Below are 22,477 nucleotides of genomic sequence, written 5' to 3'. Positions count from 1 at the left end.
CTCATGCTCAGCGTCATGCTATGTTTTGTGTAACTTTGTGCGACTTCGGGGTGAGCATCTATGGCCCGCATGACGGCAAGAGTTCAACAGGGATTACTCAATACACATGATGGTACACAGGCGATATCCGTTGGCTCGCCGGACTGGTTTGGTTGGCTTAAGGAGCACCGCGTTTTCAGATTCACATCGCCGAGTGGTAACTTTACCGCGCGTAAGGAACAGAGGGCTGCAGGTTGGTATTGGTATGTCTATCGTCGTCAGCATGGCTCGCTGCGAAATGCCTACCTAGGCAAAAGCGAGGAGCTAACCCTCTCACGTCTCACGGAAATCGCCAACATACTGAACACGGTACCAACGTTTTCCAGACAAAATGCGATTCCCCTCGCCCAGCAAATGCTACTCACAACAAAAATAACTCCCCCTGCGCTCTCCCCCACAATTATCGCACGCCCACGGCTCACGGCGTTATTACGCGAGTATACCTCCTGTAAACTGCTCCTGGTGACTGGACCTGCCGGCTCTGGCAAGACAACACTGCTTTCTTCATGGCTATATGAATCATCTTTTCCCGTGGCCTGGGTCTCGCTAGATGAGAGCGACAATGATCCAGGCCGTTTCTGGGACTATGTACTCACTGCTCTACAAAAACATTTCCCTGGCTTTGCCAATCACCTGCTTACGCTTCTACCCACATTACAGACTGATACTCTGGAGCCATTTCTGGTCCTCCTGATAAACGCTCTGGCGACTTTACCCAACGAAATCGTGCTTGTCTTAGATGACTATCATCTACTGACCAGCCAGCCAATACATGAAAGTGTGGCCTTCCTATTAGAGCATATGCCTGAACAATTGCGCATGGTTGTGGCCAGTCGCTCTCTTCCACCTCTTCCTGTAGCTCGCCTGCGCGCACGTGGAGTGCTGGCTGAGTTCGACTTTGCTGATCTTCGTTTTACCGCTCAGGAAACCAGGGAGTTACTGGAGGCGCTTATCGGCGACTTCCTGCCTGACGAAAATTTCTCCAGGCTGCTAGAGCGCATGGAGGGCTGGGCGACTGGCTTGACCCTGGCAGCCCAGGCCTTGCGTGCTAGACATAGGAGGACATATGCGCAGGCCCCTCCTCAGAGAGATCCTCAAGCGATCTTCGAATATCTTGCCAATGAAGTCCTGTCTCATCAATCCGCGCAGATGTGTGATTTTCTTTTACATACCTCGATTCTGGAGCGCTTCCATGGAGAGCTGTGCGATGCAGTAACCTTACAAAAACAGAGTCAGGATCTCCTGCAGCAACTGGAGCATGAAAATCTCTTTCTCTCTCCTCTCGACAAGTATCATCTCTGGTACCGCTATCACCAGCTTTTCAAGGACTTCCTGCGTAATCGCCTGGAACAGACCTATCCAGCGCAAATTCCAATGCTTTATGGTCGGGCAGCTCACTGGTATGCGCAAAATGATATGCTGGCCGAGGCCATCACATATGCCTTACAAGGCCAGGATTTTGCCCTTGCGGCACAACTCATAGAGAAACAGGGGCAGGATGTGCTCATGAGACACGAGGTCATTATGCTAGGAACGTGGCTGCGCGCCCTGCCGGAAGGGGTCATTTATGATCGCCCACATCTCTGCGTCTTTGCGGCCTGGACGCTCCTGCATACCTCGCATACTGGTTCCATAGAGCGTTATCTCCATGCTGCTGAACATGGCCCTGGGAATACTTGCCTGGAGGAAGACGAGCGTCGCTTACTCTGGGGAGAGATTGCCGCTATTCGAGCACGCGTGGCGATCTATCAGAATCGCGTAGAAGACGGTGTTACTCTCGCTCGCCAGGCCCTGAGCTGGCTCTCGAAGGACGACCATTCAGTGCGCGGCGAAGCTGTCCTGAGCCTGGGCACTGCGAGTGAAGTGCTGGGTGAGACGCAGGTAGCCGAAAATGCTTATCGTGAAGCGATTGAACATAGCAAGCAATGTGGCAATCTACGCGCAACCATGTTGGCGTTCCGCTCCCTGGCGATGCTTTACAGGGACCAAGGCAGGCTGCACCTGGCTCGCAAGCTCTATGAGGATGGTCTTGAATATGCACTCCAGACACACCAGGAACATCTGCTACCCATAGGTTTCCTCCATGTTGGCCTGGGAGAACTGTTCTATGAATGGAATGATCTTGAAGCTGCCGAACATTATTTGCGCGAGGGGATTACATTAGGCCAGCGCGGCGGCGATGTAAAGATCTGGTTGCTGGGTTATGTTGGACTGATCTATACGACGCTAGCATGCGGCAAGCATGAGCAAGCCTGGTCGCTCTTTACTGAAGCCGAATACCTGGCTCGCCAGACGAACTTCACGCGTGGTATCGCCTGGCTAAAGCTGATCCGCCCACGCTTGAGTGCCCTTCAGGGTGATACTGTACCTCTCCTGGATTGGGCGCAGGAATGGGAATTGGACCTTGATTCGGAGCTAGATGGTTTCTACGAGTATGACTATCACCAGCTAGCCCAGGCTTTTATTGAGCTCCATAAGCCGGATCTCGCACTACGCCTCTTGCACCGTCTACAAGCTAGAGCAGAGCAAACCAGGCGGCCTGGACTCAAACTATCCCTTCTCCTGAGCATGGCTCGCGCCTATGTGCAACAAGAAAGACCTGATCGGGCATTAGCATCCCTGGAAGAGGCGCTCAGTCTTGCGGAACCGCAGAGATATATGCGAACTTTCATTGACGAAGGGCCACAGATGGCATCCCTTCTTAAACGATTGCGCCAGTCCTACCAACAAAGCACCTCAGCAGCACAGTCTTGCTCCCTTGGCTATCTCAATCGCCTGCTCTCAGCTTTTCATAATACTCATTCTCCTCAACCTGATCAGGTAAGCGCTACCTTCCTTGCTGAGCAATTAAGCCAGCGCGAGCAGGAGGTTCTGCGCCTCCTCGCTAGCGGCCACTCGAACGCAGAGATCGCTGAAACGCTCATTATTGGCCTCAATACAGTCAAGACTCACTTGAAAAACATCTATGGCAAGCTAGGAACACATAATCGCACACAGGCCATCGCTCAAGCTCGTTCTCTGCATCTGCTCTGATGCAATCACCCACGCCCAATCCTCCTTTCAGGTGATGTACTTTAGCTCTTCAGGCGCTATCCTATGGAAGTAGATCGAACACAAATATGAGAAATGAGGTTCCTATATGTCACTATCTACAGAAGCTATCTCCGAGCGCTACGCTACCTCCCTACAAGCAACGAGCGAGATAGCCAATGCATATTCCTTCCAGGGTCGCCTTGATGAGGCCTTGCAGCTTTTCCAGGCTGGAGAGCAATGGCTATTGCTCCAAGAAGTATCTCCAGAGCATAAACTAAGCTTCCTGTTAAAATACGGGCAATTCGTGATACATTACTACTTCCTGACTAATAGCGAGGAAGAACGCATGCATTCGCTAGCACAGCAGGCACGGCAGCTAGCAGAGGCCAGGCAAGATGCGTCTGGGATCGCCACCGCGCTCTATCTCATTGGTCAAACACTGTATTACCATAACCTGCAAACAGGCGAGAGCGATTATCGCGAAGCACGTGAATATTGTGAACAGGCATCGACGCGCTATGAGCAACTTCATGACTCTTATAATTTGGCCGAGTCCCTCTTCTATACTGGCCTGACCTATGAGCGGCAGCACCAAGATGCACAGGCTCAAGAATATTATCAGCGCGCGCTACAGCTTGCCGAAAGCTCGAGCAATGCCTGGGGAGCCTCTGAGGCCACACGTCACCTGGCAGGCCTGTACATGTCGATAGATCTGGAACAGAGCTTGAATTACGCATTGAAGTCCCTCGCTCTACGCGAGGAGATAGGGTTCAAAAGAGGCTTGCCCTCGGCTCAATTATTAGTAAGCGATGTCTATGTCGAGCGGGGCAACCTGGAGCAAGCATTAGAGTATTGTCAGCAAGCCGAGCAGCTTGCCAGAGAGATGAAGCTCCAGAACTATCTAGTATATGCACAAGTCACACACGGAGACATCACCTACAAGCAGGGAAAACGCGACGAAGCACGCACGCATTTTGAGAAAGCGGCCAACCTTGCGCGCCAACTCAACATTGCTTTCGCCATTGCAACGGTCAATGAGAAACTAGAGATGCTTGAGAGAGCATGATATATAGGTATAGGTGTTGAGCGATCGCTCAACACCTATACCTATATATCATGCTCTCTGAGCGCCGTAGGCGCGATTGCAAACCGCATAAGAAGAAGCTTTTATCAGAAAGGGAAATATGGTAATATGCCGAGATAATACATGACCGTCTATACAGTCGCGCGGAATATAGCGTAGAAGGACTTCCCATGGATTACGAGAAGAGCCTGCTTCGTAAGCGTATTCGGATGTATCTAGGCCTGGCGTTGTTTGGCGCAATGATCGCCGCCGATATTTTATTTGTCATAGGTTTTAGCAACAATGCCGTCACCCCCTGGATCACGATTTCTATCTTCGCCTTCGGCTTTACTGGTCTCCTTACCCTCCTGGAATATTTATTCGCGCGCGGTCTGCGCGCGGTTGGCAACGCCTCCTTTAGCTCCTGGTTTTCCCGCCCCGCCATGCTGGCCTTTCTCCTGGCGGTCTGCGCCTATCTGCTACTGCTGGGCGGCTATGTGCTTGGCGTCCTCTCTCAGTTTAGCCATCCCTTTGTCACACCCATTCTAAGCCTGGCCTTTATCCTCATGGCCTGCGTAGCATCCTACCTTGTCCTCAGCTTCTGCCGCCACCTCTACATACAGCTAGCCTCCAGGTAAAACACCTTCTCGTAACATGTTGTGGCCCCAGGTGTGCCAGTTTGCAAACTGGCACACCTGGGGGCCACAACATGTTATAATACTTTTCGGCATTTATCAGTGAGTGGTTGGTTGGGTTGAGGGTGTTGTATCAGGGGATGCTGATCTTTGTATGCAGGCAGGTATAGGGGAAGCGGTGCGTGGTCAGAAGCCTTTCTACATCATGGCGTTCTCACGTTCATAGACTTCGTGCTTTTCTTGGACGTCCGCCTCAAAAGCACATGCAGCCGCTGAAAAATTAGCTTGCAGTGTGGCCTGTCGTCACGGAAAAAAGACCTTTATGGACCAGCTTTCCATGGTATCTTTTGTGAGGGATAGCGAACAGGGTCCTCCAGGCTCTGCCAGTGATACCTACAGTGTAGAGGGTTTTGAGTTTCCACCTCTTATATGTAACGTCACGGTCGTCACAGAGCCCACAGATTACGCTGGCGTTCTGTAGGTATCGCCTTCCTTATTTAGACTTTACGGTTTGGCGCATTAGGCAAGTAGGAATAAGAGAGATTAACATATAAAGGAGATAAGACAAGATGGAGAATGAACAGCAGCGCGTCCCTGGACGCTATGGCTTCGATGAGATCAAATCGAACCGCCTGGAGCCGTGGCCTAATGCCTATCCAGAGAGCAAGTATGTAGTGCATTTTGAGATTCCCGAGTTTACCTGCCTCTGTCCACGCTCTGGCTTCCCAGACTTCGCGACGATCATTATTGACTATGTTCCCGGCCCCTCGGTCGTGGAGTTGAAGAGCCTCAAGCTATATATCAATAGCTATCGCGAGCGCCAGATCAGCCATGAGGCGTCCGCTAATGAGATTCTCAATGACCTGGTGACACTGCTCTCACCCCGCTGGATGCGCGTGGTTGGCGATTTTACCGTTCGCGGCAACATCAAGACTATCATCTTTGCCGAGCACGAGGAGTCGGGTTATAATGGTCCCCGGCCCGAGTATCGCCGTTATCAACAGTATGTCTAAGTGAGGAGCATTTCTATGACCACTAAGAGACGCGGAGAGCGCGCAGTTTTGATCGTAAGCGGCGGCATGGATAGCTGCGTGCTGTCTCATTATTATGCCGCGGCAGGTTTCGACCTGCACCTTCTCTCCTTTAATTATGGCCAGAAGCATGTCAAAGAGCTAACCTATGCTGAACGCTATATCAGCGCGCTGCGCGAGCGCTATAGTAACCTGGAGATCCAGCACCAGGTCGTGGCGCTGCCCATCGCACACCTCTCACCCAATTCTGGCTCGGCCCTGCTCAACCCCGACCAGAGCATGCCACATGGACACTATACCGATGACAGCATGAAGGCGACGGTCGTCCCCTACCGCAATCCGAATATGCTCTTACAGGCGGCCACCGTGGCCTGGAACGAGAACGCGCGCGTCGTGGCCTTCGCCGCGCACTATGGTGACTACGCTCAGTATCCCGATTGCCGCCAGGAGTTCGTCGACGCCTTTAATACCATGCTCAATCGCGCCATGGACTCGGACCAGGTCACGGTCGAGGTTCCCTTTATGCGCTTCTCTAAGGCCCAGATTGCCCGCTTCGGCGCCAGCCTGGATGTCCCCTTTGAGCTAACCTGGAGTTGCTACGAGGGTGGTAGCGAGGGCTTTGGCGATAAACACTGCGGTCACTGCGGCACCTGCGTTGAGCGCTATGAGGCCTTTAAGCATGCAGGCGTGGAGGACCCAACGCAGTACGCCAATGATCCCGAGTTGTTCCTGAATATCCCTGGCCAGCGCGCTTAATCTCGCAGACACGCACAGTATTGGGGCACTCAGACAGCCAGGGAGGTGCACCCACGCTGCACCCAGTGTTTCCCGTAAGGAGGGACCTATGCCAAAATACGCTATCGTGACACGCGAGTTCAATTTTGAAGCCTCGCATCACCTGCCCAATCACCGGGGGAAGTGCCGGCGTCCACATGGGCATTCCTATCGCCTGGAGGTCTCTCTGCGCGGACCCATCATCGAAGCACCTGGCGAATCGAGCGATGGCATGGTGATGGATTTCGAGGATCTGAAAGAGATCGTCAACCACTGCATTATCGAGAGTCTATCTGACTCTGTGCCACGCGGACCCGAAGCCACACCAGTTGAAAAGGGCGGCATGGATCACAACGACCTCAACACGCTCACGGGTATCCGCACTACCGCCGAGAACCTGGTCCACTGGATCTGGGACGCCCTGGTGAGCGGCGGCGTGCGCGAGGAGTTGCTCTACCGTGTGCGCCTGTGGGAGACCGCCAAGGGCTATGCCGAAATTACCCGCGCTGAGCGCGGCCTGGAGTAGATTTTTATGAGCAATATCGTCAGTGAGAGCCTCGCGTCCACGCAAATTGAGCCTGACTTGCAGCCCTCCAAGCAGAAGAAGCTGTCCATCTCTGAAACGTTTGGACCCACTATCCAGGGTGAGGGGGCGTTGATTGGCAAACCGACTGTCTTCGTGCGTACAGGCGGCTGCGATTACCGCTGCCAGCGCTGCGATACCCTCTATGCCGTCCTGCCAGAACATCGCGCCGAGTGGCAACAGATGACGACACAGGAGGTCTTCACCCAGGTACGCGAGCTCGCCCACAACAGGCCCATCCTGGTGACGCTCTCCGGCGGGAATCCCGCCATGCAGCCACTGGAGGAACTGATTGACCTGGGACATGCTGAGGGTTACACCTTCGCCATCGAGACCCAGGGCAGCATCGCCCAACCCTGGTTCGCTAAACTGGACTACCTGACCCTCTCGCCCAAGGCTCCTGGGATGCAGAATCCCCAGCCCACCAACTGGGAGCGCCTGGATCGCTGTATCTCCTATGCACGCCAGGGTCATGACGGCAAGCAGCCTGGCATCTGCCTGAAGATCGTCATCTTCGACGAAGAGGACTACCAGTACGCCAAACATGTGGCCGAGCGCTACCCCAATATTCCGCTCTACCTGCAAGCGGGCAATCATACACCGCCGCACCTAGCGAATGAGATCGACATCAACGGTATTCTCAGCCGCATGGACTGGCTGATCCAGCGCGTTGTCGAGGACCAATGGTACGAGGTCACGATCCTGCCGCAGTTGCACACCCTCCTCTGGGGCAACAAGCGCGGCGTGTAGGTATTATCAGTAGCTGCGTATGTAAGTAGCAGGCGCCCACTACTTACATACGCAGCTACTGAGGGACAAGGTGTGCTTCGTTTAAAGTGAGGGATGCAAGAATGACAACACATATGAATAAAGAGCAGATGAATGGCCATGCCGCTCTCCATTCACTACTTTCCAATGAACAGAAGAGGGTCGATTATCCCAGGCTGCTTGAGCTGGGGCGCGAGCTGCTGATCGCGATTGGAGAGGACCCGGACCGTGAGGGATTGCTGGACACACCAAGACGCTGGGCCGACTCCTGGCGCGAGTTCGTTGAGTATGATCCAGGTTCGACTGAGACCTGCTTCTCATCGGCCTCGACCGATCAAATGGTCTGTGTCTCGGGCATGCGCGTCTTCTCGATGTGTGAGCACCACCTGATGCCCTTCTGGTGCGATGTTGCCATTGGTTATATCACGGGCGACAAGGTGCTGGGACTCTCCAAATTTGCGCGCATCGCGCGCCAGTTCGCCCACAAGCTTCAACTGCAAGAGCGCATCGGTCATGAGATCGCCGACGAGATTACGCGCATCACAGGTTCGCCAGATGTGGCCGTGGTGCTGAAAGGCGAGCATATGTGTATGACAGCGCGTGGCATCCGCACACCCGGTGTGATGACCTCCTCGGTCATGCGCGGCGTCTTCCGCAGCGAGAGCGAGGCCCGCCTCGAATTCTTACGCCTGATTGAATAAAAATCTAGGGAGTTTCCCAGGCTCCCTCATTCTTGCCCCATCCCGCCTGCGGCGCAAAGGGAGTATGGGGTGTCTGGGGACGGGCTGGCTCCGTCAGCCCGTCCCCAGACACCCCATACTCCGAGGCGATCTTGCGAGCCTCTAAACTAACAACCGGGTCCTATACCATGAAGTTTCAGCATAAATCAGCTATACTTGATGCTATCGATACATGTGTTTAAAATGCTGAAGGAGGCTTGATTGTGAAGGGCAGCAAAGGCCTGCGCACACCGCTCCCCATATTTATGGATGTGCCTCCGGGGCGGCGCTATGTACGCTCGTTTATCTTCTCACGGCGCGTCAATGCCCCATTCGCTCGCTTCCACCTGCTGGTACGCTTCCTGCTCGTGATCTGTATCTCGATTGTCCAGCTCCGAGCAATTGACGTGGCCAGGCCTGACCCTTTGATGGCGGCGCTGCTAAGCCTGCTCTCGCTGGCGATGTTCCTGGGCAGTGGCATGCATAACCGCGTGGCGCGCATCTATGTTCTGCTGACCATCCCCACACTGATCAGCCTCTTCTCGACCTGGATCATCTTTAACCCTGTGTTGGGACACGTTACGCTGCTAGAGGCGCCAGTGTATAGCGGGCATCTCGACCTGGGCATCTCGACCTGGTTCCTGCTCTGGCTGGGACTGACGCTGGGCTATTTCCTCTGGACACGCAAGGTCATATTGGGCCTGGTGCTGGCGGCTCTCTTCACCTTTATTAGCTCACACTTCCTGGCGCTACCCACCTGGACCTTCGCGCAGGTCCCTTTCTTCCATCCCCTGACGCTCCTGGTCAGCGATCACGGCCTGCTAATCGCGCTGACGAAGGTCATTGGCTACTCTGGACTGATCTTCTCAACCATCGCCCTCGTGGTCTCCAGCCGCGACGCGGAGCTGATTGGTGCCCTGCGCCAGTTACGTGTGCCCCAGCCCGTGATCTTCTTTATCAGTACCGTCTTTCGCGCGCTCGACCTGGCCCTAGTCGACTACCAGACCATCCACCAGGCGCAACTAGCCCGCGCCATCAACGCACGCCCGCGCAGCTTCCTACGTCAGCTCAGCGACCTGGCTAGCATCTCCGTCCCCCTGATCGCGGTCATGATCCGCCGCTCAGGTGAGATCGGTGATGCCCTCATGGCGCGCGGCTACCGCATCAACCAGGTCACCAACGATTTCTATGAGACCCAGCCCTGGAGTGTGATGGATTGGAGCGCCATCGTTCTCTGCCTGCTCCTGTTCTACCTCTCCTTCGGCACCCATTTCAACCTGACGGCCCTGCTCTGGCCAGCAATATTGGTTTAAGGTGTGGTCATGTGGTTGAGGTGTGGCTTTGCCACACCTCAACCACATGACCACACCTATTATAGACATGGAAAGAGAGAAAGACACATGACGAGCGCGGTCTCCGTATCTGGCCTGTGGTGGCGCTATCCAGACTATGGTGAGGGCAAGCCCGGCGAGAAGGCGCACCCCTGGACGCTGCGCGATATCGCGCTCCAGATTGAGCCGGGAGAGTGCTTCGGCATTACGGGTCCCAGCGGCGCGGGGAAGACCACGTTCTGCCGTATGCTGATGGGCATCCTCCCCTATAGCGCGCGCCTGAGCGCTGAGCAGCTATGCTCACATTTTCGCGGCAGCCTTGAGCTACTCGGCGAGCCTATTACCTCGAAGACCGCCACCAGCCACAAGGTGGGCATGATCATGCAAGACCCCGAGAACCAGTTCCTGCGCATGAGCCTGCTGCATGAGCTGGGCATCGGCCTGCAACTGCAAGATATACCCAGGGAAGAGATACTTCAGCGCGCCCACGAGGCCCTGGCATGGGTTGGCCTGGAGCGGCTCTGGCACGGCGCGTTTTATACCCATCCCGCAGACCTCTCGGGCGGGCAGAAACAGCGCGTAGCCATCGCCGCCTTCCTCGCCATGCGCCCCCAGATCTTGATCCTCGATGAGCCAACCAGCGATCTCGATCCCGTGGGCAAACGCGAGGTCATCGAAACCATCGCTCGTTTACGCCATGACTATAGGATAACTGTGATCCTGGTAGAGCAGGACCCCGAGATTTTGAGCGCCTTCTGCGACCGCATTGCCCTGCTCCATGGTGGGCGCATAGAACTGGTCGCGCCGCCAGGAGAGTTTTACGCGCGCCGGGATGTTCTGGAGTGTTACGGGGCCTCAGTTGGTGAGCTAACACGCATCTCCTGGGAGAGCGGTTGTACCTTCCAGGGTCGTCCTCCGCTCACGCTTGATGAGGCGGAAGAGGCCTTCGTCCCCCTCTTGACGCCCGGCGATGCCCATAGCTCTGCGCCTGGCGTGGTTGAGGAGGAGCCAGGAGAGCCAGTTGTCTGCGCTGAGCAAGTGGGGTATAGCTACGAGGATGGCACCATCGCGCTCAAAAGCATCGATCTGAGCTTGCGACGCGGCGAGATGCTGGCCCTGCTGGGTCCCAATGGGAGCGGAAAGACGACCTTCGCCAAGATCCTGGCGGGCATCTACCGCGCCAGTTCGGGGCGCGTGCAGGTCCTTGGGCAAGACCTGGCGAATAAACGTATGCGTAAACGTCTACCCTCCTATGTCGGCTACGTCTTCCAGAATCCTGATCACCAGCTCTTCTGTCGCAAAGTGAGCGATGAGATCGAATATGGCCTGAAGAACCTGGGACTCTCGGCTGATGAGCGTAAGACCAAAGTGAGCGAGACACTGGAGGCTGTAGATCTGGTCGATTACGCCGACGAGGACCCACTCTTCCTGAGCAAAGGGCAGCGCCAGCGCCTGGCCGTCGCCGCCGTGCTCGCCATGGGGCCTGATATCCTTATTGTCGACGAGCCAACCACGGGCCAGGATTACCACTCGATCAACAGCATCATGCAACTACTGCGCGCCCTCCAGCAGCAAGGAAAAACTATCCTGATCATCACGCACGATATGACGCTAGTGGCGGAGCATTGCCAGCGCGTGGTCTCCTTCCGCGATGGGCAGGTCGTCTTTAGTGGCACCCCACTCCAGCTTTTCAGCGAAGAAGAGGCCCTGCAAGTCACAGGTTTGCGCGCCCCAATCTCGGCCATGCTCTCCACCCGCCTGCAACAGTATGACTCGCGCCGGCCCCACTTTATCACCGTCGAGCAAGCGGTCGCGCTCTTGTCTACCCTAAAGGACACGGGGTATGCACCTACTTATGGCATGGATGGGTAAGCCCGCCCTAGCGTATCCACTCTTGCTCGCCATACGTGTTGTAGGTGAACAATCACGGCATTGAACATCTTTTACAGCAGAATATACTCGCGAGAAAGGATACAGAAGAGCATGGGATTACTGGAGCGAAAGGTCGCGCTTGTCACGGGCGCCGATAGCGGCATTGGGAGGGCCATCGCGCTCTTATTCGCCCGGGAGGGTGCCTCGGTCGTTGTTAACTACGCGCACAATGAGCAGAAGGCCAGCGAAGTCAGGAACATGATTGAGCAGCAGGGCGGAACCTGCTTTGTGCAACAGGCGGATATCTCACAGTACCAGCAGGCCCAGGGGCTGGCGCAACGCGCCGTCAAGCAGTTTGGGCGCCTGGATATCCTGGTCAATAACGCGGGCATGGAAATTCACAGCCCCTTCCTGGACGTCAACGAAGAGCAATTTGACCGCGTCGTCGATACCAACCTCAAGGGGGCCTTCTTCTGCGCCCAGGCGGCGGCGCGCGAGATGGTCAAACAGAATATACGGGGCCAGATCATTAACATCTCATCGGTGCATGAGGACCTGCCCATGCCCGAGAACGTCCCCTACTGCTGCGCCAAGGGCGGGATGCGCATGATGATGCGCACCATCTGCCTGGAGCTAGCCAAGCACAACATTACTGTTAACAACATAGCACCAGGCGCCATAGATACCCCCATCGACGCCGACGTAAAGTCTGATCCCAACAAATACAAGCCCCTGATCGACGAGATTCCCCTGCATCGCATGGGCCAGCCCGAGGAGGTCGCGCATCTCGCGCTCTACCTGGCCTCCGGCGCCGCCGAGTACGTCACCGGCTCCACCTTCGTCATCGACGGCGGCCTCATGCGCAACACCGGCGCCCTCTAATAATTGCTTGATCCCCACGCCCATGCAGGAAAACAAGGATGTGCTTGTAAACGGCGCATCTACCTTGTTTTCCCTGCTGGGCGTGGCGTTTCTCCGCCATGGAACGTAGCCGATCAGCAGGAGGGGCCTGGTAGGCGTGCCCTTTAGAAGCACCCTTCTGCATGAGCGGTGGGCCTTATGGTAATGCGTATGGGAAGTGAGTACTTTTTGACCTCAAGGGTGAGCATTTGCCCTGAAGAGCGAGCAGCTCAACCATTGATTGTCTGAAAAACCTCTCTGGTGGCTACTTCTAGAACGCGACGATTGTAAATTCAAGGCAGAATGATATTTTTGATGCTTACCAGGTATAGAAACTTTCCAGGCCATAGGTTCCCAATGCCAGGGAAAGCTCGCCTCCGTGATGGATCTCATGCTCCATGACATGCCAGACAATCCACTGCCGGATGTGCGCAGGCTCTTCTTCCAGCCCTTGATCCCGTAGCCATGCCTGGTGGGAGGCCGGGGGTGAAAAAAGCTGTTCCAGATCAGCGGAAGTCCAGCGGTCCAGGCCGGAGGAGATCACGTGCCAGCTCTTCTCAAATATGGCGACCAGTGAAGCTGCCTTGTACACAGCTGGCTCGTCATTCTCCTCGCCATCGTTCCAATCGAGGTCGGGATCTCCTTCACCCATCCACAGGTGGAACCAGTTGAAGCGCGCACCGATCATATGGTCGAGAAGCTCGCCTATCGAGCGGGAATGTGCTGCGATAGGGAGGGCAAGTTGTTCGGAGGAAAGCGATGCGATCGTTTTGACAAGGGCCTGCTGGTAGTTCTCCCAACCGTGTTTGTAAAACGTGACGAGGGGAGATACCTGTTCTGTCATAGCTGTCTGCTCCTTGTTCCAATGATGTGCTCTTATGAACGAGAGCATCATATGTGAGTATCATAGCATAGAGGAGGGGCCAAAACTTCTTCAATCTTGCTCTTTGCCGAACCACTCGTCCCTCTTCCTACGTGAACTGGCGCAAACAGTGGCACGCTGACCATCCGAATTTACCAATGCCGAGCACACTCATCCACGCGCTAAGAGAGGTTTCTCAGACAGTCAATGGTTGAGCTACTCACCCTTCAGGGCAAGTGCTCACTCTTTAAGGCAATTACCACCTTATATTGCGTGTGATTCTTTGCGTCACTGCTGGACATGTCTATCCCCGCCTGGCCGATGACATTGCGCGTTCGCGTAGCTGGCTGGCGCGTTTGTGCGCAGGCAGACGCAAGTCATATAAGGGCAGGCCCGTCTTTGCCACAATGAGAGGCGCAAGCGGCTCAGTCTGAGTATCCCATTCTGAGAATGCTACTCTACCAGAACGGAGTAAGCTATCCTTCTCAAGGAAGGAAGCCGCGAGCCAGCAAATAATATTTTCCCCATCACAGAGTTCATAGACCTCGCGTTTGAAAGCACCCGTTGTCTCGAAATCGTCATCAAAATTGGGGGGAGCACCCTTCGTATTAAAAGCGACTTTTACGTTCTGGGCCAGGTGCATGAGGGCCGGGCTGCCCAGGCCCAGAATGATGCTGCTGCCTAAAATAGCTGTGAGGAATTTGCGCCGGCTCGATGGGCGCACGATTTTTATATGTGGTTCGTCTGCCTCTGCGTGTGGCTCTTCCATAAAGGGGACCTCCTTGCCTTGCGCGCTAGCCTTATAAGCTCTAGCGCTTGCTTTCTAGCAATTATAGACGCAAGGATGAGTCTATCGTCAAATATGGGAGACAGCGCGTACAGGCTGTACGCGCCGGGTTAGTCATCTTAATCATAAAAGCAGGTTGTCCAAGCCTGCTAGTGCCAGAAAATGCTAGCAAGTGGCACCAGACCAAAGAAGAGATTGGTAATAAAGTGAGCAATAACCAGGGATGGAAGGCGCTTCTGCCTCTGGTAGATCAGGGCTGCGCCCATACCCCAACAGAAGAAGCTGACCAGGTACACTATTGCTCCAACAACGGTTGGCGCAAACACAACATGCTGAAGTGCAAATCCCACCGTCGGAACGAGTATACCCACCCACGTCTTATTGCTGAGAGCGCTCAGGCGTATCTGCGCATACCCGCGATAATGCATCTCTTCAATGGGGGCATTGAGTGTAGGAAAAACGAATGCTGCCCAGAGAGCAAACCAGAGAGGTAGAGAGAATCCGGTGTCCGCGACACTAAAAACCTGCGCATAGTGGTTGAAAGCATCACCACCATAAAAGAGAAACGGGACAAGTAGCACGCCAATAGTAAAAGGGATATAAAGGACCAACACCCAGAGTAGTCCCAACAATGCATCTTTACCGAATCGATTATGCTTGAACCCCATTAGATCGCGCAGGCGTAGCCCTTCACGACGAGCCAGCCATATGAGCAGCGCCAAGCTTATGAGATTGACAAAGGTAAAGTAAAAAGTAGAGGTAACAAAACTCAATGCAAAGGCATGGGGATTGCCTTGTAGTGTAAAGAAAAGGAAGGTCAAGACAGCACCCAGCAGGGCAAGAGGGAAACGGATAAAGGCCATAATTAGCGGCCAGATCCAGCCAACTCTACCAGCCTGAATACGCTCTTGCACCACAACGCAAGTATTAAGGTCAATTACAATGCGTTCCTCAGCCGTTGAGTAGGTGGAAGCTTTTGCCATGATGTCTACTCCTCCAGACAAACGTATGATTCTAGTTAAAAAGAATAAACTTACTCTTTATACGCAGATAGCTCGTTGGACGGGCTAACTCTCCAGGATCTCGCGAAGAGCTGTGCGATGCTCTTCAAACGCCTTACGTCCTTGAGGGGTAATCTCCACGTAGGTATGTGGCTTTTTCTGCACGAAGGTTTTGGTAACAGCCACATACCCGGCCTCCTCCAACTTTTGCAGATGCGCGCCCAGATTCCCATCCGTAAGCTCAAGCTGCTTCTTCAGCATGTTAAACGTAACCTGTACACCTTCGGGAAGCGCAGCCAGCATCGCCATGATACGCAGGCGTACAGGCTGATGAATAAGCTCATTGAGTGCCGCCATAGTTAACGCCGCCTTAAAAAGGAGATACCTACAATAATCAAAGGTAATCCGGCAAAGAGGGCTGACCACGCCCAGAAGTAGCCAGGCAACAACAGGTAACCCACAATTGTGATGAGCGTCACGCCTATGCCAAGCACCAGAGACAATGGTTGCCGCAACCAGATGCCGGCCATAATAGCACTCATCATCTCCGCTGTAATCCAGAGCAGTCCGATATGGAGCGGTTTGAGAGGAATGAGGAGTACCCAGAGCAAAACAAAGCCATAGAGTACACCATTGAATATCCCATACAAGGTAGAATCACGAGTTGACTGCGCGCCCGGGGCCGGTCGCGTACGCTGCCCTTGAAGGATACCCAGGATCATCGAGCCACCCATTCCCACCAGCAGCATCACACTCCATATCCACACAATCAGTGAAAGCGCGAACTGTGTGACAAGAAAGCCCAGTGTCCAGACTACGCCCCAGAGCAACATAAAGTACGCCCAGGTATTTACGAGGTGCCTTGCCTGCTTTGCCGCATCCTCGATATCATTCAAAGCTGCCTGCGCCTCATCAGGAGTAATATGCATTGCTTCCCTCCATAATTATATAGAGCACTCTGTGCTACAGAGCATAGTACATGAATCACAAAGGGATTGTCAAGTTCTGGAAGAAGATTTGTAAGAAGAAAAGGCGCGTACGGACTGTACGCGCCGGATCATGACTTTAGCCTTCTTGGGTGGCGACGATGCGTTCGATGACGTTGCTGGTGCTGGCGCTGCCGACGAGGGGGAGGATGACGAGGCGGCAGCCAGCTTCCTGAATGGCCGCTGCTTCTGGAATGGCCTCATCGCTATAGTCGCCGCCCTTAACATAGATGTCGGGGCGGAGCGTACTAATAATCGCGCTGGAGGTGTCTTCGTCGAAGAGCAGGGTGTAGTTGACGGGGTCGAGCGCCGCGACGAGGGCCAGGCGATCCTGCTCGCTGTGGATAGGTCGGCCTGGACCCTTCAGGCCACGCGCACTGCGATCACTGTTGATGGCCACGACCAGGACATCGCCCAGTTGCCGGGCCTGGCGCAAGAAGTGAATATGTCCGGCGTGCAAGATGTCAAAGACGCCATTGGTAAAGACGATGGTTTTACCGCGTAGGCGTTCGATCTCCAGCGTGGCACGAAGCCTCTCAAGCTCATCTTCCTGGGTTTGTAGGACAGCCGTGAAGGTGCGTAAACTCGCCCGTTGCAGCAGTTCCTGTTGTGAGACAAAGGCTGTTCTGGGTTTGGTGACCGCGATGCCCGCGTTATCAAGTCCGATCTGGGCGGACTCTTCAATGTTTCCGCCAGCGGCCAGGGCTAGTGAGAAGGCAGCGGCAAAGGAGTCTCCGGCGCCGACATCCTGGGCATTTTCGACCGGGCGGGTCGGCACATGCAGACCAGAGGCAGCATCACGCTGGCGCAGGTAGACGCCATGTTCCGCCAGCGTGATGGCGATATAGTCAACGTGCAGGACTTTATGAAGCTGCTGCGCTAGCTCCTCCCAATCCTCGGCGGGTGTCTCTCCACCCAATTCGACGAGGCGCTTCGCTTCGGGGTGGTTAGGGGTAACAACGGTGGCCGGGAGATGCTGGAAGCGCTGTAAGGCCTGCGAGTCGATCAAGATGGGCTTGGGATTACGATTGGCAAGGACTGTGAGTTGTTCGATGACCGGCTGCGATACAACGCCATAATGGTAATCTGAGATCACGACCACGTCAGAGTTAGCGTAGAGTTCTTCAATATGTTGGTGCAAACGGGTGCGCAGAGCCTCATTCGTGGGGCGCATGGTCACACCCTGGCGCGCACCATCGTCGAGGCGAATGACATACTGACCTTCAGCAAGGATGCGCATTTTATGGGGAGTTAATGGGGTATCGTCTTCCAGCAACCATTGCGTATCGATGCCCATATCCTTCAGTTCGCCACACAGGAGAGACCCGGCATAATCGTTACCGATCACACTGAGAAAAGAGACGTGGGCGTTCAAGGCCTTGAGGTTGGCGGCGACATTGGCGGCGCCACCCGGAGCATGCTGTTCTCTTGTCTTCCACAGGAGCGGAACTGGTCCCTCGCGACAGAGCCGTGAGGCCTCTCCCTCCAGATAGGTATCCAGGAGCGCATCGCCTATAAGAAAGACGCGCTTCTGCGGAAACTGCCGCACAAGGTCTATTGCTCTCTGACTCATGGTGGTCCTTTATTCTAAAGATGGTTTATCTTTTTATTGATACTCTTCTAGACTACTTATATCGTACGGCCTATCTCATCGTCAAAAATATGGCTGCGAGATACGCAAAAGTCAGGGATAAGAGGAGGTTTTTGGCGCTTTGTGTGCCAAAAACCTCCTCTTATCCCTGACTTCGATGTAGAAAAGTGGCAGCATCCACCTGTTGCAGATACACCCGTAAGCTCATCAGCGTAGGTGCGTACGTAAGTAGCGCACATATAGCGGACTATCTCGCCTGGGCTGCCTCTTTTTTGCGTAGAGAGCGGGCAAAGATGGCGCGGACCTTGGGGGGAAAGTGCTCAAGTTCGGCGGCGCGGCGCAGAGCCACGAGGTCACTTTTATCGGCGATGACTGCGGCGACTTCGGCGATGGTCATACTGGTCTCGTCGCGCTTGAGCAGCTCCATGGGATCGCCCGCTGCTACGTCGCCCTCTTCAAGCACGGCCAGGTAGAAGCCGACGAGGCCACTATCTTGAAAAGGCTTGATAAAGCGCTCCTGCTGGAGGCGCGCCTCCAGCTTATAGCAGGGTGTGCGCGGTTGTGTGATCTGGAAGATTGCATTGCCTATACGAAATATATCGCCGATGCGTACCTCGCGCTCGTTGAGGCCTGTGAGAGTCAGATTCTCGCCGAAGGAGCCCCAGCACAGTTCATCGCGGTTCAGTTCTCGCTGCCAGTAAGGATAGTTGTCGGCGGAATAAGCGTAGACGGCTTTATCAAACCCGCCGTGGTTCTTCAGGTCAGTCTGGCGGTCACCGTCCAGGTTCTCCTTGCGTACGCGTACACGCCCTTCTACAGGCTGCTTATAGATGGCGGTCTGGAATTCTTTGCCTTCCCAGTTAACCGTTCGCGGCAACCCCACATTGACCGAAATAACCCGCATAGTTGGCATATGTGTATTTCCCTCTTCCTATTTTCGCGGCTTTCTCTATTGTTGCTAATAATATATCTTATACTATTCATGATATACTCTTCAATTTCTAGTCAAAGTAAACGTTCCTTCTGTTCTTGGCTTCTACTGAATTGGAGCAACTCCATGTTTAGGTTCTTGGGGGACTAGACAAGCACCTGTGATTCGGAAAGTCGCACAGCCAGGAAGGGGATCACAAGATCAGGCCAAGTTCGCGTGCTCGGGCTACGGCCTGAAGACGATTGTTGACTCCTAACTTTATAAAGATATTGCTCACATGTCGTTTAGCTGTATTCGTCGCGATAACCAGATCCTTGGCAATCTCTTGATTTGATTTTCCCTTCACCATCAATTGAAGCACCTCTATTTCACGCATACTTAACGTTTCAGTCAATGATTGCATGATTTTGTGCTCTGCACACTGACCTGAAGAAATTCCAATAACTGATACTGTATCTGGTTCCTGACTTCCAGTGGAAAGCATCTCTTTTCCTCTTTGGAAAGCTACAAGGACCGTGTCTAAGTAATGAGGAGGTCTCTGCTCGATATCCTTGAGTCTGCTGAGCAAGAGTTGCATTGGTGCTCCCTCATCGACAAAGATGCGAATATAGCCTTCAGGCTCAGCGATACGTACAGCTTGTGCGAGTATAGAGAGCGCTTGGATCTCTTCTTGTTGCATGTGATAGGCTAGCGCTTGCAGAATCAGCATCTCGAGGACGTTTCCCCAACGCTCCATCTCTTGAGCATGTGGTAACAGGAAACTAAGGACCCCGAGAGCTTCAGAGGGTTGATGTTGTGCCAGCAGAACACGTGCTTGAGCAACACCCTCTCGTTCACAGGCAAAAAGCGAGCGTGGCCTCTCGCGCCACTCTAATTCTTGTACCCAATGGCTAGCGCGTTCTAATTCTCCATGCGCGATCCAGAGCCGAACTTGTTCAACCGCGAGTATCCAGGCAAGTTGATTAGTACTATCGGCCTGTAAAGGACTTTTCCTCCTTTGCTGAAAGACATTGTCAGCCGCATCTAATTCGTTACGTGACAGATACAAGCGTACCAACTGTAGGTAGCCCGTACTCAGTAGAATCAGCAATTCAATCTGTTCTTCTGAAGGCATGCCTTCAGACGTCAACACAAGGGCTTCATCAAGCCGATTCCACTCTCTCAATATCTCAGCATGGCACATATTTGCCCAGGCTACAGCTGAGCAGGAGAAATTACCAGGCGCACTCCCAAGTTGATATGTCTGTTGTAAGAGGTTGTGTGCCTCTTGAAGCCGACCACGCAAGAGAAGATAGTAAGCCGCGATGCTCAGATGACAGATCGCCCCTGGAATGTCACCTATTTCTTGAGCAAAACTGGAGGCCTTGAGCGCACAGCAGGTTGCATCCACTGCTCGGCCTTGTGCAAAATAAGCCAGGGATTGAGCCAGGAAGATGGTCGCACGAGCATTATTATCCTCTTCAGGAAGATAGGCCAACGCCTGGGAACAGAGATCTAACGTTACCGTATCCGCACCTCGATAACTGGTAATGATTGCTTCAAGAGCGGTAACTTCTCCACGCAATTTCTCGTATGACGCATTTTGAGAGAGAACATCGCCACTCACATCATTATATGCTGGAGAGTAGACGGCTATAGCCTCTTGAGTTGCTTGAAGCCAGGGGATAGCTTCTTCGGGCGAGGTTGTAAGGAAGAGAATCATTGCATAAGCCAAGCCCAGATACGGGTGTATGCGTATAACCTCCTGTGGGAGTTGCTGAAGCCATTGCCACAGAATTGGGAGTTCGCAGCGCTTCCAGAGAAGCCTCTGAATAATAGGTTCGAGCAAAGCAGCAGTTTCATACCATGCATGTGCTTTCAATGCATGGTTTATCGCCTCATTGATTGCCCCTTCTCGGGCATACCAGCGGCTTGCTTTCAGATGCAGGGCGTGAATTTGTGCTGTATCACTCCGTTCGAGTCGATAACGTAAGGTTTTCGCAAAGAGCGATTGATAGCGATACCAGCATCTGTTTTCATCCAAAGCCACAATAAACAGGTTATTTCGCTCCAGAAACTCAAGCATCTCTTGACTATTAGACGACTCGGTAACGGCATCACACAAAGGAGCACTAAGGTGCTCAAGAAGAGAGGTTTGTAGCAGAAAGGCCTGCACCTCTTCAGACTGCTGGCTCAACACTTCCTCCATCAGGTAGTCAAAGACATAGCGGTGACTCCCATGAAGAGCCTTGAGTGCCTCGTGGGGATAAGGTTGTTTTTTGAGCCAGAGACCCATCAATTGCAAGCCAACAAGCCAACCTTCTGTGGAGGTCACGCTTTGGACATCCAGGTCTTGAGGAAGAGAGAGATCCATGACTTCGTTGAGAAAACGCGTCATCTCTTCGGGTATACAGCGCAGTTGTTCGGTGCGTAGCTCTAAGAGTTGACCTCCAGCACGCAGACGAGCAAGAGGAAGTGGTGGATCAACACGTGTCGCCAGAAGAATATGCAGGTGTGCTGGCAGATGTTCTAGAAGAAATGTCAACGAGTCGTGGATTTCTGGATCTGTAATTGCCTGATAATTATCCAGAAACAACACCCAGGTCGCGTTACTTGTTGCAAGGGCATTAATGAAGGTCGTAAGCACATATACGCGGCTTCTGTGGCGCCATGACCGCGTCTAATGCCTCTTTGGCGATACCTTCCTGGCATTTATTGAAAGCGGCAAGGACATATCGCCAAAAGGAGAGGAGATAATTGTCACCTTTATCAAGCGTTACCCAGGCCGTAAACACCGACTTCTGCGAAAGTGCTTTCTGCCATTGTGCAAGTAGCGTTGTTTTGCCGAAACCAGCTGGCGCTGAGACAAGAAGTAGTTGTCGCTGCAATCCTTGATTGAGCAAAGTGGTCAGCCGAGGACGAGTCATCAAGGCATGTGGTGAAATGGGAATGGCAAACTTGGTCTCCAACAACGGATCGTGTATAAACATATACGCCCTCCAACATCTACAACTACTTCCTTTCGTTTCTTCTTTATGCTGCCCAGTAAACACAAAGTATGACTATCACGAATATATGGTAGCATAGTTTCTTGCTTTTTGATGCAAAGGGTGCCTCAACTATTGACAAGAAAAATCCCCAGAAAAATGCTACCAATTCCCAGCCATTGCCGCCAGAAGAGTTGTTCATGCAAGACAAACCAGGCCAGCAGGACTGTGACAGCGCTAAAGAGGGAGCCAAGCACGCTCACCAGGGAAACTTGAGCCAGCGTAAACCCGAGCGCATTAGCGACAAAGGCACCCGTGTCAAGAAGACCTATACCAATGAGATATTTCCAGACAGGGCGGGGCGGCAGCTCAAGAGATTGCTCAAGCGGACGTGCTCCCAACATGAGCAGGACTGCTGCCACCAAGCGGAGCAGCCAGATTGGCGTGATCCCACCCAGCGTTGGTGTAATTATGATTAAAAAGATATAACCCTGTTTCTCTCAGCTTCCTCCATACCAACATCCAGCACCATTTACAATGAAGCTTCGCGTACTACTTACTTTAGGTCAATAATTAATTTGATCAAAGAGCAGATTACACCTCAT

General features: G+C 53.5%; 21 protein-coding genes. 11 read left to right on the top strand and 10 right to left on the bottom strand.

Going from position 1 to position 22,477, the window contains the following annotated elements:
- The first annotated feature begins 69 nt into the window (after positions 1-69).
- The 11 genes from JMJ16_RS41255 to JMJ16_RS41205 all read left to right on the top strand — a co-directional run bounded on the left by JMJ16_RS41255 (position 70) and on the right by JMJ16_RS41205 (position 12,730).
- On the top strand, positions 70-3,072 hold the full coding sequence (locus JMJ16_RS41255) for a LuxR C-terminal-related transcriptional regulator (protein WP_201391018.1): 3,003 nt from the start codon (positions 70-72) through the stop codon (positions 3,070-3,072).
- A 106-nt stretch (positions 3,073-3,178) separates the two neighbouring features.
- Positions 3,179-4,138: a tetratricopeptide repeat protein gene (locus JMJ16_RS41250; RefSeq protein WP_201392321.1), complete on the top strand. Its 960-nt coding sequence runs from the start codon at positions 3,179-3,181 to the stop codon at positions 4,136-4,138.
- A gap of 188 nt (positions 4,139-4,326) precedes the next feature.
- Positions 4,327-4,773 carry a hypothetical protein gene (locus JMJ16_RS41245; protein WP_201391016.1) on the top strand — a complete coding sequence of 149 codons (447 nt, stop codon included), beginning with the start codon at positions 4,327-4,329 and terminating at the stop codon, positions 4,771-4,773.
- A 566-nt stretch (positions 4,774-5,339) separates the two neighbouring features.
- The gene (gene queF, locus JMJ16_RS41240; RefSeq protein WP_007919807.1) at positions 5,340-5,783 is read left to right on the top strand and encodes a preQ(1) synthase; all 444 of its coding nucleotides are present in this window, start codon (positions 5,340-5,342) and stop codon (positions 5,781-5,783) included.
- 15 nt (positions 5,784-5,798) lie between these two features.
- The gene (queC, locus tag JMJ16_RS41235) at positions 5,799-6,557 is read left to right on the top strand and encodes a 7-cyano-7-deazaguanine synthase QueC (protein ID WP_201375708.1); all 759 of its coding nucleotides are present in this window, start codon (positions 5,799-5,801) and stop codon (positions 6,555-6,557) included.
- A gap of 88 nt (positions 6,558-6,645) precedes the next feature.
- Entirely contained in the window at positions 6,646-7,101 is a 456-nt protein-coding gene (locus tag JMJ16_RS41230) for a 6-carboxytetrahydropterin synthase (protein WP_201391014.1), read from the top strand.
- Between the two features lie 6 nt (positions 7,102-7,107).
- Positions 7,108-7,908, top strand: coding sequence for a 7-carboxy-7-deazaguanine synthase QueE (queE, locus tag JMJ16_RS41225; protein ID WP_236601918.1), 801 nt, complete (start codon positions 7,108-7,110; stop codon positions 7,906-7,908).
- A gap of 101 nt (positions 7,909-8,009) precedes the next feature.
- Positions 8,010-8,627 carry a GTP cyclohydrolase I gene (gene folE / locus JMJ16_RS41220; RefSeq protein WP_201391012.1) on the top strand — a complete coding sequence of 206 codons (618 nt, stop codon included), beginning with the start codon at positions 8,010-8,012 and terminating at the stop codon, positions 8,625-8,627.
- A gap of 242 nt (positions 8,628-8,869) precedes the next feature.
- Positions 8,870-9,958: an energy-coupling factor transporter transmembrane component T gene (locus tag JMJ16_RS41215; protein WP_201391010.1), complete on the top strand. Its 1,089-nt coding sequence runs from the start codon at positions 8,870-8,872 to the stop codon at positions 9,956-9,958.
- 87 nt (positions 9,959-10,045) lie between these two features.
- Complete coding sequence (locus tag JMJ16_RS41210; RefSeq protein WP_201391008.1) at positions 10,046-11,848, top strand: ABC transporter ATP-binding protein; 1,803 nt, start codon at positions 10,046-10,048, stop codon at positions 11,846-11,848.
- Positions 11,849-11,959: 111 nt separating this feature from the next.
- Positions 11,960-12,730 (top strand): SDR family oxidoreductase, encoded by a 771-nt coding sequence (locus JMJ16_RS41205; RefSeq protein WP_201391006.1) that lies wholly within the window; start codon positions 11,960-11,962, stop codon positions 12,728-12,730.
- 337 nt (positions 12,731-13,067) lie between these two features.
- Here JMJ16_RS41205 and JMJ16_RS41200 read toward each other — a convergent pair whose 3' ends face one another.
- The 10 genes from JMJ16_RS41200 to JMJ16_RS41155 form a co-directional block, all read right to left on the bottom strand.
- Positions 13,068-13,592, bottom strand: coding sequence for a DinB family protein (locus tag JMJ16_RS41200; protein WP_201391004.1), 525 nt, complete (start codon positions 13,590-13,592; stop codon positions 13,068-13,070).
- Between the two features lie 322 nt (positions 13,593-13,914).
- Complete coding sequence (locus JMJ16_RS41195; protein WP_201391002.1) at positions 13,915-14,379, bottom strand: hypothetical protein; 465 nt, start codon at positions 14,377-14,379, stop codon at positions 13,915-13,917.
- A 167-nt stretch (positions 14,380-14,546) separates the two neighbouring features.
- Positions 14,547-15,380, bottom strand: coding sequence for a CPBP family intramembrane glutamic endopeptidase (locus tag JMJ16_RS41190; protein WP_201391000.1), 834 nt, complete (start codon positions 15,378-15,380; stop codon positions 14,547-14,549).
- An 84-nt stretch (positions 15,381-15,464) separates the two neighbouring features.
- Entirely contained in the window at positions 15,465-15,755 is a 291-nt protein-coding gene (locus tag JMJ16_RS41185; protein ID WP_201390998.1) for a transcriptional regulator, read from the bottom strand.
- A 2-nt stretch (positions 15,756-15,757) separates the two neighbouring features.
- Positions 15,758-16,327 carry a hypothetical protein gene (locus tag JMJ16_RS41180; RefSeq protein ID WP_201390996.1) on the bottom strand — a complete coding sequence of 190 codons (570 nt, stop codon included), beginning with the start codon at positions 16,325-16,327 and terminating at the stop codon, positions 15,758-15,760.
- Positions 16,328-16,463: 136 nt separating this feature from the next.
- Positions 16,464-17,957 carry a PfkB family carbohydrate kinase gene (locus tag JMJ16_RS41175; protein ID WP_201390994.1) on the bottom strand — a complete coding sequence of 498 codons (1,494 nt, stop codon included), beginning with the start codon at positions 17,955-17,957 and terminating at the stop codon, positions 16,464-16,466.
- A 265-nt stretch (positions 17,958-18,222) separates the two neighbouring features.
- A complete protein-coding gene (locus tag JMJ16_RS41170) occupies positions 18,223-18,888 on the bottom strand; it encodes an MOSC domain-containing protein (RefSeq protein ID WP_201390992.1) in 666 nt (221 codons plus the stop codon).
- Between the two features lie 211 nt (positions 18,889-19,099).
- Positions 19,100-21,532, bottom strand: a complete 2,433-nt coding sequence (locus tag JMJ16_RS41165) for a LuxR C-terminal-related transcriptional regulator (RefSeq protein ID WP_201390990.1) — start codon at positions 21,530-21,532, stop codon at positions 19,100-19,102.
- Entirely contained in the window at positions 21,513-21,875 is a 363-nt protein-coding gene (locus JMJ16_RS41160; RefSeq protein ID WP_201390988.1) for a hypothetical protein, read from the bottom strand. The genes JMJ16_RS41165 and JMJ16_RS41160 overlap by 20 nt, the downstream gene beginning before the upstream one ends.
- A 125-nt stretch (positions 21,876-22,000) precedes the next feature.
- On the bottom strand, positions 22,001-22,312 hold the full coding sequence (locus tag JMJ16_RS41155; RefSeq protein ID WP_374229168.1) for an EamA family transporter: 312 nt from the start codon (positions 22,310-22,312) through the stop codon (positions 22,001-22,003).
- Between the last annotated feature and the right edge of the window lie 165 nt (positions 22,313-22,477).

It is taken from the genome of Ktedonobacter sp. SOSP1-52 (assembly GCF_016587395.1).
Note: the sequence above shows the minus strand (reverse complement) of the source record. Positions and strands in the feature narration are given on the sequence as shown.